Source organism: Acetobacter malorum (assembly GCF_001580615.1).
Classification (GTDB): domain Bacteria; phylum Pseudomonadota; class Alphaproteobacteria; order Acetobacterales; family Acetobacteraceae; genus Acetobacter; species Acetobacter malorum.
Genome location: NZ_LHZC01000057.1, coordinates 335,045 through 349,322 on the forward strand (window position 1 = coordinate 335,045; position 14,278 = coordinate 349,322).

Genomic DNA, 14,278 nt, shown 5'->3' on the forward strand with positions numbered 1-14,278 from the left:
ATGACTCCCACCAAAGCGTATTCTGTGCCCGCCCATACAGCTCTGAAAGCGGAAGCTAAAGAGTGGTTTGAAACCCTGCGTGATAAGATCTGCGCTGCCTTTGAGCAGATAGAGCAGGACGCCGTGCAGCAGAACACGCCCATCCTGCCCGGGCACGAAGCCGCAGGCCAGTTTGAGCGCAAAAGCTGGAACCGCCAGAATCAGGACGGCTCTCCCGGCGGTGGCGGCGTGATGAGCGTAATGCGGGGCCGCGTTTTTGAAAAAGTGGGCGTGAATGTTTCCACCGTGGAAGGCACGTTCTCCCCGGAATTTGCCGCCACTATTCCCGGTGCGTCGGAAGACCCGCGCTTTTTTGCAACCGGCATCAGCCTTGTGGCGCATATGTGCAGTCCGCTGGTGCCTGCAGCGCACTTCAACACCCGCATGATCATCACCACGCAGGGCTGGTTTGGGGGCGGTGGGGATATTACCCCCATGTTCCCTGAAAGTGCGGAAGCGATTGATGACGCCGCCCGCTTCCATGCCGGATTTGAGCAGGCCTGCGCTCGCCATGACCCGGAGTATTATCCGCGCTTCAAAGCCTGGTGTGACAAATATTTCTACCTGCCGCACCGCAACGAACCGCGCGGTCTGGGCGGCATTTTCTATGACCGGCTGGATAGCGGAGACACCGCGCAGGACTTTGCCTTCACAAAAGATGTCGGCCTCGGATTTTTAGAAACCTATCCCGAAATTATCCGGGACCGGATGATGCAACCCTGGACGCCGGAACAGCGCGACACCCAGCTTATCCGCCGTGGCCGCTATGTGGAGTTCAATCTTTTGCATGACCGTGGCACGCTGTTTGGCCTGAAAACCGGCGGCCATACGGAAGCAATTCTGATGAGCATGCCGCCGGAAGTGAAGTGGCCCTGAGAGCCCGACCGTAATTTTGCCGCAGATCGCTGGTGCGGTCTGGCTGGGCTGGCAAGACTCCACTCCCTGAGTCTCCCGGCCCTGCCCCTTTAAGGACGCTCAGACAGATACGACGACTGGGAGGTTTTTCACACGTGCCGCGCACTGATCAGCCAGATCATTCCTCTTCCGCAAGACTGTTCTCCCGCCGCCTGTTGCTGAGCGGGGTATGGGGCGGCGCTGTCTCGGCCCTGCTGCCGCGCCACGCTGCACGCTCTGCCACGCCGCTCAATACCCAGCCTCTGTCCCCGCTGATTGTGGGGGGCACATCGGAGAGTATCTGTGGCCAGTGGGCGGCCCTGCTGGCCCAGGTCCTTGCGGAAGAGATGCATCATGCTGATCCCTTCCCCCTCCGCCTGACCACCGGCTGGGATGGTGTAACCGGCGGCAATCTGTTTGACATCCAGCAGGAGCAGCCCACCCCGCCCTCCGGCCTGATTGTGCCCGGCTCCGGCCTGATTGCCGCGCTGACGGGCGACCCCCGCGTGCATTATGACGCCCAGCGCTGGCTCCCTGTTTTTATGAGCTGCCAGCCAACTGTCACCATTGGCAAAATCAGCCTGCACCGCAGCTTTGCCGGCTTTTTGCAGGGCCGCCCCCTGCGAGTAGCCGTTTCTGCTATTTCGGGCCCGGAACTGCCCACCCTTGTGGCGCTCGACCTTTTGGGCATGCACCCGCTGCCCGCGCCGGGTTACGGCACACCAGACGCCGCCATCGCTGCGCTGAAGGCTGGCACCGTGGATGTTATCCAGCTTCCGTTTGACGAAGAGTATGAAGAGCGGATGGCCTCCCTGCAGGATGATGAGCCGAACGCGCAGCCCCTGTTCTCCAACGTGCTGCCTGCCTCGGTCTCCCCGCGCCTGCGTCTGCCGCCTGATTTTACGACAATTTTCAAGCAGGAAAGAAAGCGCCTGCCTACGGGACGGCTCTATGACGTCTGGAAAACAGCGGCCTCAGCCGCCAGCCTGAAAGCCGGGCTGATGCTCCCCAACCTGTCTGCGCCGGATCTCGTTGCCCGGTTCCGGCATGCTGCACAGGCCGCTGCCAGCCAGCCAGCCCTGCGCGCCCACGCCCGAGAGCAAAACCAGATCCTGATTGCGGGCCTCGCCTGCTCAGCACTCTATGCGGATATGATGCCGGATCTGGACCGTATCCTGGCCCTGCGGCGCTGGCTGTCTGTTAATATTCCGCGCTGGCGGGATGCCCCTGCAGGCAGGCCCTTACCGGCGACGGCGACGCAGCAGAATACGGACTGACCCTTTATTCCCCGCATGGGGATAGGTCACGCCCAGAATCCGGTGCCGCATATCCGCGCGGGCCAGCCAGTGCGGCAGTTCCCGCCGCAGGATGCCGCCTTCCTGCCCGGTGCCAAGGCCTGTCACCACTTCCACGCAGCGCAGGCCGCACCGAAACGAGACATCCATAAATTCCATGAGCCGACGGAACGCATCTTCCGCAACCATACCGTGCAGGTCGAGCCGCCGCTCAACCTTCATCTTGCCATCGGTAAAGGTGCGCCAGCTGTAATTATCAACACCGGGGGAACGCCGCCCGATTTCCTCCACCGGCTGCACCACATGCTGCACCCGCACAGGTGGCACGGCGGCTGGCACAAACAGGGGAATATCAACCGTGGTTAAACGTCTTTTATGCCGGGGCTGCTTTTTCTGCGCGGCGAGGGCCAGACGCTTGCCTTTGGCCTCTTCCGCCGCAGTCGCCTGATCCTCTGCAGTGGCATTCTTGGGGGAGAGGCCGGCACGCGGCACATGCATGGGCGCTACGTCCCGCATCACCATGGACCACAGCGCCTTTTCTTCTTCCCGGAGATGACGCCGCCTGACCACTGGTATTCCTTCCCAAATAAAAACGGCCCCTTGGCAAGCTTATCACCTGCTGAGGGGCCGTCTTTCAAGGGACCAGCGCATTTATCTGGCTGATCCCTCGTTTTTTCTGCGCATTACTGAGCTGCGGCAGGCTGCCCCATGTCGGCCAGAGAGTGGCCTTCATACTTGCCGGTCAGGCTCTTGAGGAACGCCACAATGTCGCTCACGTCCTGATCAGAAATTGCAGCATCCGGCGTCTGATATTTCGCCATTTTCCGCACGGCCTCGTCCAGCGTCTTTGCGCTGCCGTCGTGGAAGTACGGAGCGGACTGGTCAATGTTCCGCAGGGTCGGGACCACAAAGCGGAAGTGATCTTCATCCTTGTGCGTCACATCATAGCGGCCTTCATCAGCCGCGGTCAGCTTGCCGCCACGGTCCTTGAAGTAATCGCCTTCCAGACCCATCGCTTCATACGCACCACCACCCACGGCAATGCCGCTATGGCAGCCTGAGCAGCCAATGCTCTTGAACTTTTCATAGCCGCGTTTGGCCTGTTCGCTCAGGGCGCTGGTGTTGCCCTTCAGATAGTCATCAAACGGGCTATCCGGCGTAATCAGCGTTTTTTCAAACTCGGCAATCGCGGAGGTGATGGTGTTCTGATCCATCGCCGCATCTGTGCCAAAGGCGGACTGGAACATCGGCGCGTATTCCGGGTTGGTCGCCAGCTTCTGCGCCACACCAGCCCAGTCATGCGAGCCCATTTCTACCGGGTTCATCACGGGGCCAGCAGCCTGTGCTGCCAGATCATCCGCACGACCGTTCCAGAACTGGGCAATCTTGAAGTAGGCGTCATACACCGTCGGCACATTGATGGGGCCTTTCTGGCCGCCAATGCCCGTGGCCGTTACCAGATGGTCCACGCCACCGTGGTTCAGGTCATGGCAGCTTGCGCAGTTCAGCGTGCCGTCACCAGACAGGTTTTTGTCAAAGAACAGCTTGCGGCCCAGCGCAACCTTGGCTGCATCCACCGGCACGCTTTCCGGCACGGGGCGGATAGGCTCACCAGCAAACTGGGAGGCTGCCCCCGTGTTGGCGTAGTATTTGCGGCGCGTGTCTTCCACCCACTTCAGCACAGCCTGACGCTCACCGTCAGACAGGTGCGCATGCCAGTGCATGAGCAGATACATGCTGGGCGGCATGCGGTTCTGCGTAATGACTTCTTCAATACGGGACAGCTGTTCTTCCGTCGGCGGCTTGCCGTCCTTGAACGCTTCCAGAACCGGCTCAATGCGGAAATGGCGCAGACCTTCATGCAGGTCTTTTTCCATCACCTGCTTGGCAATCGGCAGCTTGAAGTAGAACGGCAGATCACGGCCAACCGCGTGGCAGTAATCACAGCGGGATTCCCGCACAGCATTAAACGCTGCGAGAGCCACGGGGTCTTTTAACGTGGGTGAAGCAGCAGGTAATTCGGGGGCCGTCACATGGTCAAAATGGGTCAGGAAGGCAATTGTTCCACCATAAGCCAGAACACCCACACCTACTAACGAGGCTATTAATCTGCGCAACACCACAACTCCTGAAATCTTAGAAACACTGCATAGCTTTTATTCGCTGTTGTCAGGGTTGTGTTTGATACATATCAAAATGTCAAAACGATTATTTTCATAAAAATCATTCAAACAGTCGATTGTCAGTCTTCCGCAGCCTCCAGATCCTCTCTCAAGCGCTGCCGCGCAATGGCGACATACTCGGGGTCAATTTCAATCCCCACCCCAAAACACCCAAGGCGTTGCGCGGCTAACAGCGTGGTGCCCGTGCCCATAAACGGGTCCAGCACCTGCGCTTCCTCCTGCCCGTGCAGCAGCAGGCACTGCTCTGGCAATGCCACGGGAAAGGTGCCCGGATGGTCGAATTTCTGTTTGCGGTCGCGCACGGTCTCATACGGAATAAACCACGCATCACCCCGGCAGCGCCGGTCCTGCTCATGCCCGCGGCGGGCAATGTTGGATTTATCTTTATACGGCACCCCGGCACTCAGCCGGTCCAGCTTCACATCCCCGCTGAGGGTGAAGTGGAACAGATGCTCATGCCCACGATGCAGGAAGCGCTGGCTGTTCATGGGTTTGAAATGGCCAAAACTGTCCTCACCAACAGAAATGGACTTCACCCACGAGATATGATTTTGCAGCACAAACACGTCCCGCAGCCGCACCGCCAGCTCAAACGGCAGCCAGGGCTGAGCGGAAGAGCCTGAAATATTCAGGAAAAACGAGCCATCGGCCCGCAGCACCCGGCGCAGGCCGTGTGCTACGTCGAGCATCCAGTCCAGATACTCGTCCTCTTCCTTCCTGTCCGGATAGCTCCGGTAGGACAGGCCGATATTGTAGGGAGGTGACGTGATGATGACATCAACGGAGTCCGCCTCCATGCGCCGCAGCGCACGCTGGCAGTCCCCCCGGATAATCTGTTGCTGGCCAACCTTGTACCGCTGCGCTCGGGCAGGCGGTTTGGGTTTAGCCCCGGCCCGTGCTCTCACGCACTCCGCGCCGAAGCCAGACGCCAGCTGCTGCCGTTAACACCCAGAAGGCGCTCAAACGTCCACAGATCAGAAAATTCGGTCACAGCATCCGTCCCGGTGACGGGCTGGCCCTGCGCGTCCGTCAGCAGGCTGATCTGGTCGGATACAATCCGCACATCAATGGAGGCCCCGGTGCCAACATCCAGTGTCACCAGACGCACATCCTCAATCGCCAGAGACCGAATCGTTTTGATCTCACTGCGCTGTTTTTCACCCGCTGCGTCCCGCGCATCCATGGCGGCTTCAAACGAGGCATAGACAGCCGGGGTCAGGCGGGTTTGCAGGGTTGCGCGATCGCCCTCCGCAAAGGCTTTCACCACCTGCTGGAAAGAGGTCTGCACACCAGCCAGAAACTGCTGCGGCGTAAACGTACTGTCCTGCCGCTGCACATCCAGCAGCAGCTGGCCCACCCGTGTGCCCTGACCGGGGATATCATAGGCCACGGCTTCAACCTGTTCCGCCTTGCCGTCTATCACCTTCCCCGCTGCATCCGGGCGCGGGGGCACGGGCATGGGGGCCGGCTGAATGCCAACGCGCTTGCCCAGCACACTACGCAGCCGCAGCGCCAGAAACGCCGCCACAAGAGCGAAAAGAATCAGATCGACCGGAAAATGGCCGAAAGAAAAATCCATCTGTCACACGTCCATGTTCGACCAGCCCGGGCTTCAGGCGCAGCCTTATCGTTCAGGAGACCTCGTCTTTATACATAGACAAGCCCCCTGCCCGATACAATGCGTGCGGCACACTCTCTCTGCCCCTTGCGGAAGTCCGGTCGCTGTTCCTAAGTGCTGGGACCATGATTATTCTGCGGCACTGCGAAAGCGAATTCAACCGGCTGTACACTGCCACAGGGCGTGACCCCGGCCTCTCAGACCCTCCCTTGTCCACCCGGGGCCGCGTGCATGCGCAGCGCCTTGTGCAGGAACTGGTGGGGGAAGGCATTACACGCATCCTCGTCTCCCCTTTCACCCGGGCATTGGAGACCGCCACACCTCTTGCCCGCGCGCTGAACATTACGCCGGAAGTCACTCCGCTGGTGCGGGAACGCGCCATGTATTCGTGCGATGAAGGCTCCTGCGCCTCCACCTTGTATGAAAGCTGGCCCCACCTGAATTTCGATGCGCTGGAGGAAGTCTGGTGGACTGCCGCACCGGAAAGTGACGGCATGATGCAGAACCGCGTGCAGCGTTTCCGCACCTTCATGGCGCAGCAGCCGGATGCCGGAACAACGCTTGTTGTCTCCCACTGGTGGTTCCTGCTCGGCCTGTGTGGCGAGAGCCTGGAAAATGGGGACTGGCAGCATCTGCCTGCCTGACTCTGGCTTACCGCCTGAAAATCCTTTTAATTTTTTCTGTCTCATTCTGACGGTTGGCGAAGCCAGACCAGCATGCTACCGCTAAAGACCTCAGTGTGACCTGATTACGAAAGCGCATTTTTCCATGTCTGACTCTGAACAGTCTGCCCCGCCCGCCCTTCCGCTGGCCATTAACCTGCAGTACACGCGGGACCTGTCCTTTGAAGTGCCCGGTGGCGCAGAAATTTTTGCTACACTGCGCTCTCAGCCCAACATTGCCGTGAACATTGATGTTCAGGCCTCCAAACTTCAGGACGACGAGTCCGTTTATGAAGTGACGCTGGCTATCAAGACCGAAGCAAAAGAAGCCCCGGAAACGGAAGGTGGCGCTGCTGGCCGCACGGTATTTATTGCCGAGCTGGCTTATGCTGCTGTTGTCACCCTGACCAACCCGCCGCAGGAGCTGATTGAGCCGATGCTGCTGGTTGAAGTGCCGCGTCTGATCTTCCCGTATGCCCGCAACATCATCAGCGATGTCACGCGTGATGGCGGTTTCCCGCCGATCGTGCTGCAGCCGATCGACTTTGTGGCCCTGTGGCAGGCCAAGCGTGCGGAATTCCCGCAGACCGCTGGCAATGCCTGAGACTGACGGCCTGCGCCGGTAACACGCTGCAGGCCTCGGTTTTTAAACGGTTTCTTGAAAACCGGCTTTCGGAGTTTTCCGGAGGCCGGTTTTTTTGTGCCTCCGCGCTTCCTGCGTCCAGCTTCCTGGCGCCCTAGTCTGAAGACCGTAAGATCCGACCCGCAGGGCAAACACCCAGTGCCGCCAGCATCGCTTGTGCCGTGGGTTTTTCCGCCACCACACAGTGCGTCCACCCGGCCTTTTCCAGCACGGCTGCCGCCGCCTGCGAGATAACAATCGCAGTGGTTCGGCACGCGGCATCCCGATACGCCTCGGGCAAAGCCGCCAGCCAACTCACGGCACTTTCCGAAGAAAAAAACAGGCTGTGGCTAATCTCGCCTGCCCGCAAAGCGCACAGCACGTCCGGTGCAATCTGCCGGGCTGGCCGGGCTGTGTAGGCCACACGCCGCACCACCCGAAATCCCGCCTGCCGCAATCTGTCCGCCAGTTCCATGCCCTGCCGCGCGCCGGAGAGGAGCAAAAGCGGGCCAGACTCTGGTGTAAGGGTGCGGATAATCAGCGCTGCCAAAGCCTCCGCATCGCCTCGCGCACTTTGCACAGCCGTAAATCCGGCTGACTGCGCGCGCTGCGCTGTGCGGTCACCTACGGCGTAAACTGGGCATGTGGGGGGAAGAGAAGCCTGTGCGGCCTGCACGGCCTGCCCGCTTGTCAGCACACAGGCGGCAAAGTGGTGCGGCAAAGCCCGCAGGCTATGGGGCGTAATGCACAACGCCGGAGAGGCATACGCCACCCATCCGGCGGCAGAAACAGCGGCCAGCGTTTCAGACAACCCCGGCTCCGGCCGCGTGACCAGCACGCCGGGGCTGGTGCCGGGGGTTGGCATCAGGCTGCCTTACTTGTCTTCAAAAATATCGGCGGGGCTATCGGCGCGCAGGCTTTCACCCAGTTCCTTACCCAGACGTGCCGCATCTTCCGGTGAGCCGCTGATGGCGCGTTTGAGCAGGAAGGACCCATCCTCCCGCGCTACAAGGCCGGTCAGGTGCAGTTTAGGTTCTTCACCCGCCACAACCGGAATCAACTGCGCATAGCCACCAATCGGCGTGCGGCAGGAGCCATCCAGTTCGGCCAGCAGGGCACGTTCTGCCGTGGCGACAGCGCGGGCTTCATAATCCTCAATGGCCGCCAGCAGTTCGCGCAGTTCAATATCGTCCTCACGCACTGTCACACCCACAATGCCTTGCCCTGCGGCAGGCACCATGACGGTGGGAGACAGCACCAGCGAGGCACGCTCTGCCATGCCCAGACGGCGCAGGCCAGCGAGCGCCAGCAGCGTTGCGTCACAATGGCGGGCAGCCAGCTTGTCGAGTCGGGTTTGAACGTTGCCGCGCAGCAGGCCGAATTTCAGGTCAGGCCGCACATGCAGCATCTGGGCCTGACGACGCACAGACGCACAGCCCACCAGTGCTCCTTCCGGCAGCGCGGAATACGGATCATCCGGGTCAGTCGGGGCAAGGTTGGGACCGAGGATCAGCGCATCCCGCGCATCTTCACGCCGCAGCGTGCAGGCCAGCACAAGGCCGGGGGGGAGTGTGGTTTCAAGGTCTTTGAGGCTATGGACGGCAAAATCAATGCGTCCGTCAGACAGGGCCTCGTGAATTTCCTTGGCAAACAGCCCTTTACCGCCAATTTCAGCCAGACGGCGGTTCTGCACCTGATCACCCGTGGTGTTGATCTGATGCTCCTGAAACGCGCCCATATCCCGCAGCACGGGGCAGAAGCGCGTGAGCATGGTCAGGAAGGCACGGGTCTGGACCAGCGCGAGGGGGGAGCCTCGCGTTCCGACACGGAGGGGCAGAAGACGACGGGACGCATGCCCGGAGGTCTTTTTCTGGCGAGCTGCCGCTTCCGCCGCAACTTTCTGCAGCGCGGGCGAAGGGGCGGGCGAGGAAGGGTAGGCTGAGTCCATAAGAGTGTCTATTACCGGGAATGGAGAGAGGACAAGAAGCCATGATACCTGAAAGGTCTGAAAAACTTGCGCCCCAGAGACGCACGGCACGCGCAGCAGACCGTTTCGACCCCGAACAGCATACGGAATATCAGGGCTTGTTTCCCATCACAGCACATGGAGCCACAGGGCGATGAGCCACCAGAACCTGCCGAAAAACAGCGCCCTTGCCGGACCTGTGCTGGCTATCGAATCGTCTTGCGATGAAACCGCCTGCGCCATCCTCTCGAGCGAGGGCGTATGCCTTGCACAAAGGGTCGTCTCGCAGGACGGCCATGCAGATTTTGGGGGCGTGGTGCCGGAAATTGCCGCCCGCGCCCATCTGGCCCTGCTGCCCGGACTCGTGCAGGCCACGCTGAAAGACGCAGGCATGACTCCGGATGAGGTCGGGTTTGTGGCCGCCAGCACCGGGCCGGGGCTGATTGGCGGCCTGATTGTGGGGGCCAGTTTTGCCAAGGGGCTGGCGCTCTCACTCGGCAAGCCGTTTGTGGCCGTCAACCATGTGGAAGCCCACGCGCTGACGGCGCGCCTGCCCGGTCTGGTACCGGGTGGGGCTGCCTTCCCTTACCTGCTGCTGCTGGTTTCTGGTGGCCATTGCCAGTGCATTGCCGTGGAAGGTGTTGGCCGTTACCGCAAGCTGGGCGGCACCATTGATGATGCGGCGGGCGAAGCGTTCGACAAAGTCGCCAAGATGCTCGGCCTCGGCTGGCCCGGCGGCCCCGCACTGGAAAAACTGGCGCAGTCCGGCAACCCGAAGGCCATCCCCCTGCCCCGCCCGCTAATGGGCCGCGCAGGGTGTGACTTCTCCTTCTCCGGCCTGAAGACCGCGCTCTCGCAAAAACTGGCCCCGTATGGGCTGGACCCCTTGCCCCACCAGTTTGCAGCAGACCTCGCGGCCTCCTTCCAGCAGGCTGTGGCGGATGTTGTGGCGGACCGGGTGAGCAACGCCCTGAAAATGATGCCCGAAGCCGGTCTGCTGGTCGCAGCAGGCGGTGTAGCCGCCAACAGCGTGCTGCGCGCCCGGCTGGAAGAGGTTGCCGCTAGTGCTGGCCTGCGCTTTGCCGCCCCGCCCCTGCGCCTGTGCACGGATAACGCTGTGATGGTCGGCTGGGCTGCTCTTGAAACCTGTCGGGAAGCTGCTGACCTCGGCCTGCCTCAGCCGGATGACAGCACCGTCCGCCCTCGCCCGCGCTGGCCGCTTGAAGACATGGCCGCCCGCTTTACCCCCCAAGAGAGTGTTGTATGAACTATCGCCACGCCTTCCACGCCGGAAACTTTGCAGACTGCATGAAGCACGCGCTTCTGGTCACGCTACTCGGCCATTTTCTGCGCAAACCCAGCCCGTTCATGGTGCTGGATACACATGCGGGCATTGGCCGGTATGATCTGACCAGCGAGGAAGCCGAGAAAACGCAGGAATGGAAAGAGGGCATCGGCCTGCTGGCTGAGGAAGGACCGGACAGCCCCCTCGCTCCCTGGCTGGATCTGGTCAAAAAAGCAGGATGCCCGCGCTATTACCCCGGCTCCCCGGTGCTGACATCCATGATGCTGCGCCCGCAGGATGAGCTGATTTGCTGCGAGAAACACCCCGACGATAAGCGCAAGCTCTACGGCCTGTTTACCCGCACCCCGAATGTGTTTGTGCATGAGCGTGATGGGTATGAAGCCCTTCGTGCCCTGCTACCGCCCAAAACCGCCAAACGCGGTCTGGTGCTGATTGACCCGCCGTTTGAAGAACCCGGGGAATTCGACCGGCTGCTTGAAGCCGTCCACACCATCCGCGCACGCTTCCCCACGGGCATGATTGCCATCTGGTACCCCATCAAGCATCGCACCCCCATTCGGGCCTTTTATACGGCCTTGCAGGATGCCGGTGTGCCCGATGTTCTGGCTACTGAACTGCTGATGCGCAAACCTGTGGACCCGGACCGGCTGAATGGCGCGGGGCTGATCGTCATCAAACCGCCTTACGGCTTTGCGGAACAGGCCACGGCCCAGCTTAACCGCCTGGAAACTCTGCTGCATGCGCAAGACGCCACAGTGACGCAGATTACGGCGGAATAAACCCGCCTGAAAGCCGCACAGAAAAAAGGGCAGTGCAACACAGTGTGTCGCCTGCCCTTCCAAAGACTACCCAAGAAAAATGCCTTAGCCAGCGGCTTTGATGTGCTGCCAGATGTCCACCACAAAGCCCTGCACACCGGCCGCCAGAATCTGCACACCAATGCAGAGCAGCACGAGGGCGGCCATCCGGCTGACAATACGGGTGCCTGTAACCCCCAGCATGGAAACCAGTCTTTCCGAGCCGGAATAGGCCAGCCAGACAATCAGCACCACGCAGACTGCTGCAATGGTAATGCCGCCTTCATACGCCAGAAAGGACGCCCCCGGCGGGCAGCCTGAGCCCAGCGCAATGGCGACGGCAATCGTCCCCGGCCCCACGGTAAACGGCATAGCCAGCGGGAAGAAGGCTGAGTCAGACCAGTTGGGAGACATGACGGTCTTGCCGCCCTGCAACGCCTGCTTTTCCTTCTGCGCTTCAATGCTTTCCGGGCTTTGCAGCAGGTCCCACGCGCGCACGGCTACTACGGTGCCACCTGCCACGCGCAGGGCGTTGACGGTCACACCGAAGAACACCAGCACCTTGCTGCCAAACCAGATGGACACCACCATCAGCGCAAAGGAATAGAACGCCACCAGCCGGGCCAGTGCGAAGATTTCCTTCTGCGAGCGGCCTGCCGTTGCCTGCGCAAAAATCAGCGAGGCCCCAAGTGGGTTGACGATGGAAAACAGGGCGGGAAATGCCAGCAGGAAGGAGGTTGTCGCCACACGGGCGGCCCCTCCGCTAAATAACGAGGCAGTAAAATCAGCCGACATGCGCGTATCCAGCAAAACCGGCCTCTTACGAAGCCCTGCATAAAACCTTATTGCCCGGCAGACGCCGGAGAATCCATTCTGCCGCCCTTATAGGTGGCAAAAAACTTGGATGCGAGAGCAATATCGTTCGCCGGATAGCAGAAATGTAGCCCTGTGCCATCGTCCATTGGCCAGACACTCAGGCCAATATCATCATAAATCCGCAAAAACGGTGTCCCGACCTGCCAGAACACGGGTTTCAGGCCGTCCTGTAAGGCCAGATCCCGCATACGCCAGATGGCGGACACACAATCTTCCTGCGCCCCGGCCGGGTCACCCAGCCCGACAAGAAAGGCCCCGCTCTGGCGGACCGGGATTACGGCCTCACCGCCCTCACCGGCCACAAAGCCTTCCGGCTTAAGGTCCTCGATGGTGGGCATGGCGTGATCGAGCGTGAGGTAATGCGCGCAGGCGTCCGCATCCCACTCCTTCACCGCAATACGGCCCGGCCACATCAGGCGGCCAATCACCAGCAGCGCCATCAGTACGGCCAGTGCAATGGTCCAGCGGGCAGCGCCTGAGGCCGGGAAGATGAACACCATCTGCCACCAGCTTCCGGCACCGTGCCGATTGGCCAGCGCAATCACGCACCCAAACAGCAGCAGCAGGCAGAGCAGCGTGGAGGTGGAAAGCGGCTCACTCAACAGGCGGGCGTGGCGGTAATAGCAAGCCCGGAACGGTGCGACCAAAAAGGCTGAAAGCCCCAGCATGACCGGCACAATCACCGTATTCCCACGCAGGAAGGTGAGGATGGCTGCCGTCACCAGCAGTGCCAGCGTGCCGCGCCATGCAAGCGTTACGCGCTGTGAAAGGCCGATCCCCAGACCAATTAGCGCAACACCCATGAGCGAGAGCAGATAGTTGCTCACAGACCCGGCGGCAGAAAACAGTCCCGCCTGCACCACACCAAACTTGGGCACAGGGTCCAGCAGCACAAGGCAAATGAGCATCAGGCCACAGAGTGAGACCGTGCCCGTTGCTACCGCCACGGAAAAATCGGCTTCACTTTCCCGCACTACCTGACTGGGGCGGGTCCGCACAGTTGTGGGGGTTTTCTGCTTCCGGCTCTTCTTTTCCGCCAGCGCAGCATCGCCCCGCAAGAACAGCTCATGCCCCGCGAACATGATCCCGGCCATGAAGAGCGGGATGATGTAGTAAAACAACCGGAAAATCAGCACGACGCCGAGGATTTGCGGTGCAGGCATATACGGCCCAAGGGCCAGCAGCATGGCACCATCAAACACGCCCAGACCACCCGGCACACTGGCAATCAGCCCGGCGGTGTAGGAGGCGATATAAATGGCCAGAAAAGAGCCGTAATCCACGCCAATACCGGGCGGCAGCAGCACATAGGCAATGCCCGCCGTCGCCGCTACGTCCGCCGCCGCGACCACCGTCTGCATCACGGCCATCCGTGGAGATGGCAGATCCACCGTCCATTTCCGGAAGGTAAAGGTGCGAACCTTGAAGGCCATGCCGATATAGCCCAGCACAGCAGCCCACAGCAGCACACCAATAACGGCCAGCACCCGGCTCGGCACGTGACTGCCCGCCATAGGGATAACCTGCGGTTCCCACACCAGCACGCCGCCAATTAGCACGGCGGCCCCCAACAGATAGGTCGCGGAACAGAAGGCGATAATCTGGGCTATAGCAAAGGAGCTGACCCCCCAGTTGCGATACAGCCGATACCGCACCGCAGCACCAGAAACAGCCGAAAACCCAAGGTTATGTGACAACACATAAGAGCAGAACGCCGCAAACGCCGTGCGGCGGAAGGAGATCTGCCTGTAGCCAACCTGTATGACGGCCAGCCGGTCATAAAACGACAGGATAAAGTACGAGAAAAACGTACAGGCCACACCCAGCCAAAGCTGACGGCCCGGAATGGCCATCATCGCCTGCTTGATGTCCGCAAGGCGCAGATGACGCAGCTCATGCTGCACCACCCCGATCGCGGCCACCATCAGCAGCAGCCCGATCAGGTGTGGCAGATGCTTAAGCCATCGCTTCCACCCCGGCCCTTCCGGCTGGTGCTTAGGCATCTGTCCTTGTGGTGATG

Annotated in this window: 14 protein-coding genes; 6 read left to right on the forward strand and 8 right to left on the reverse strand. The window is 60.8% G+C overall.

The window, feature by feature from the left end; all coding sequences use genetic code 11:
* Both hemF and AD930_RS17060 read left to right on the forward strand, forming a co-directional pair.
* A complete protein-coding gene (gene hemF, locus AD930_RS17055; RefSeq protein WP_061507134.1) occupies positions 1-915 on the forward strand; it encodes an oxygen-dependent coproporphyrinogen oxidase in 915 nt (304 codons plus the stop codon).
* Positions 916-1,049: 134 nt separating this feature from the next.
* Positions 1,050-2,210 (forward strand): hypothetical protein, encoded by a 1,161-nt coding sequence (locus AD930_RS17060; RefSeq protein WP_061490898.1) that lies wholly within the window; start codon positions 1,050-1,052, stop codon positions 2,208-2,210.
* Here the strand turns inward: AD930_RS17060 and AD930_RS17065 are convergent.
* From AD930_RS17065 to AD930_RS17080, 4 genes are all read right to left on the reverse strand, one after another.
* Positions 2,175-2,750, reverse strand: a complete 576-nt coding sequence (locus AD930_RS17065) for a Smr/MutS family protein (RefSeq protein ID WP_061507189.1) — start codon at positions 2,748-2,750, stop codon at positions 2,175-2,177. The two genes, AD930_RS17060 and AD930_RS17065, sit on opposite strands and share 36 nt — an antisense overlap.
* Before the next feature lie 161 nt (positions 2,751-2,911).
* On the reverse strand, positions 2,912-4,345 hold the full coding sequence (locus AD930_RS17070) for a cytochrome-c peroxidase (protein ID WP_061507135.1): 1,434 nt from the start codon (positions 4,343-4,345) through the stop codon (positions 2,912-2,914).
* A 125-nt stretch (positions 4,346-4,470) separates the two neighbouring features.
* Positions 4,471-5,316 carry a DNA-methyltransferase gene (locus AD930_RS17075; RefSeq protein ID WP_043552127.1) on the reverse strand — a complete coding sequence of 282 codons (846 nt, stop codon included), beginning with the start codon at positions 5,314-5,316 and terminating at the stop codon, positions 4,471-4,473.
* A complete protein-coding gene (locus AD930_RS17080) occupies positions 5,313-5,990 on the reverse strand; it encodes a Tim44/TimA family putative adaptor protein (RefSeq protein ID WP_061507136.1) in 678 nt (225 codons plus the stop codon). Before AD930_RS17080 ends, AD930_RS17075 begins: the two co-directional genes overlap by 4 nt.
* A gap of 164 nt (positions 5,991-6,154) precedes the next feature.
* Between AD930_RS17080 and AD930_RS17085 the strand changes: the two genes are divergently transcribed.
* Positions 6,155-6,673, forward strand: a complete 519-nt coding sequence (locus AD930_RS17085; protein ID WP_043552124.1) for a histidine phosphatase family protein — start codon at positions 6,155-6,157, stop codon at positions 6,671-6,673.
* Between the two features lie 124 nt (positions 6,674-6,797).
* Positions 6,798-7,295, forward strand: coding sequence for a protein-export chaperone SecB (secB, locus tag AD930_RS17090; RefSeq protein ID WP_043552122.1), 498 nt, complete (start codon positions 6,798-6,800; stop codon positions 7,293-7,295).
* Positions 7,296-7,428: 133 nt separating this feature from the next.
* On the opposite strand, the gene AD930_RS17095 is transcribed toward secB, so the two are convergent.
* Both AD930_RS17095 and hemC read right to left on the reverse strand, forming a co-directional pair.
* The gene (locus AD930_RS17095; protein ID WP_061507137.1) at positions 7,429-8,178 is read right to left on the reverse strand and encodes a uroporphyrinogen-III synthase; all 750 of its coding nucleotides are present in this window, start codon (positions 8,176-8,178) and stop codon (positions 7,429-7,431) included.
* A gap of 9 nt (positions 8,179-8,187) precedes the next feature.
* Positions 8,188-9,261 (reverse strand): hydroxymethylbilane synthase, encoded by a 1,074-nt coding sequence (gene hemC, locus AD930_RS17100; protein ID WP_043552120.1) that lies wholly within the window; start codon positions 9,259-9,261, stop codon positions 8,188-8,190.
* A 172-nt stretch (positions 9,262-9,433) separates the two neighbouring features.
* Between hemC and tsaD the strand changes: the two genes are divergently transcribed.
* Both tsaD and AD930_RS17110 read left to right on the forward strand, forming a co-directional pair.
* Complete coding sequence (tsaD, locus tag AD930_RS17105; protein ID WP_061507138.1) at positions 9,434-10,546, forward strand: tRNA (adenosine(37)-N6)-threonylcarbamoyltransferase complex transferase subunit TsaD; 1,113 nt, start codon at positions 9,434-9,436, stop codon at positions 10,544-10,546.
* Complete coding sequence (locus AD930_RS17110; protein ID WP_061507139.1) at positions 10,543-11,364, forward strand: 23S rRNA (adenine(2030)-N(6))-methyltransferase RlmJ; 822 nt, start codon at positions 10,543-10,545, stop codon at positions 11,362-11,364. Before tsaD ends, AD930_RS17110 begins: the two co-directional genes overlap by 4 nt.
* 84 nt (positions 11,365-11,448) lie before the next feature.
* Here the strand turns inward: AD930_RS17110 and AD930_RS17115 are convergent, their stop codons facing one another.
* The gene (locus AD930_RS17115; RefSeq protein WP_043553238.1) at positions 11,449-12,177 is read right to left on the reverse strand and encodes a MarC family protein; all 729 of its coding nucleotides are present in this window, start codon (positions 12,175-12,177) and stop codon (positions 11,449-11,451) included.
* A 47-nt stretch (positions 12,178-12,224) separates the two neighbouring features.
* Positions 12,225-14,261 carry a lysylphosphatidylglycerol synthase domain-containing protein gene (locus AD930_RS17120; protein ID WP_244150645.1) on the reverse strand — a complete coding sequence of 679 codons (2,037 nt, stop codon included), beginning with the start codon at positions 14,259-14,261 and terminating at the stop codon, positions 12,225-12,227.
* Positions 14,262-14,278 lie beyond the last annotated feature (17 nt).

Excerpts from the sequence above, each read along its gene's own strand:
- hemF (WP_061507134.1), top strand. The coding sequence starts at position 1 with ATGACTCCCACCAAAGCGTATTCTGTGCCCGCCCATACAGCTCTGAAA.
- AD930_RS17065 (WP_061507189.1), bottom strand. The coding sequence starts at position 2,750 with ATGGTGATGCGGGACGTAGCGCCCATGCATGTGCCGCGTGCCGGCCTC.
- AD930_RS17080 (WP_061507136.1), bottom strand. The coding sequence starts at position 5,990 with ATGGATTTTTCTTTCGGCCATTTTCCGGTCGATCTGATTCTTTTCGCT.
- AD930_RS17085 (WP_043552124.1), top strand. The coding sequence starts at position 6,155 with ATGATTATTCTGCGGCACTGCGAAAGCGAATTCAACCGGCTGTACACT.
- secB (WP_043552122.1), top strand. The coding sequence starts at position 6,798 with ATGTCTGACTCTGAACAGTCTGCCCCGCCCGCCCTTCCGCTGGCCATT.
- AD930_RS17095 (WP_061507137.1), bottom strand. The coding sequence starts at position 8,178 with ATGCCAACCCCCGGCACCAGCCCCGGCGTGCTGGTCACGCGGCCGGAG.
- hemC (WP_043552120.1), bottom strand. The coding sequence starts at position 9,261 with ATGGACTCAGCCTACCCTTCCTCGCCCGCCCCTTCGCCCGCGCTGCAG.
- tsaD (WP_061507138.1), top strand. The coding sequence starts at position 9,434 with ATGAGCCACCAGAACCTGCCGAAAAACAGCGCCCTTGCCGGACCTGTG.
- AD930_RS17110 (WP_061507139.1), top strand. The coding sequence starts at position 10,543 with ATGAACTATCGCCACGCCTTCCACGCCGGAAACTTTGCAGACTGCATG.
- AD930_RS17115 (WP_043553238.1), bottom strand. The coding sequence starts at position 12,177 with ATGTCGGCTGATTTTACTGCCTCGTTATTTAGCGGAGGGGCCGCCCGT.
- AD930_RS17120 (WP_244150645.1), bottom strand. The coding sequence starts at position 14,261 with ATGCCTAAGCACCAGCCGGAAGGGCCGGGGTGGAAGCGATGGCTTAAG.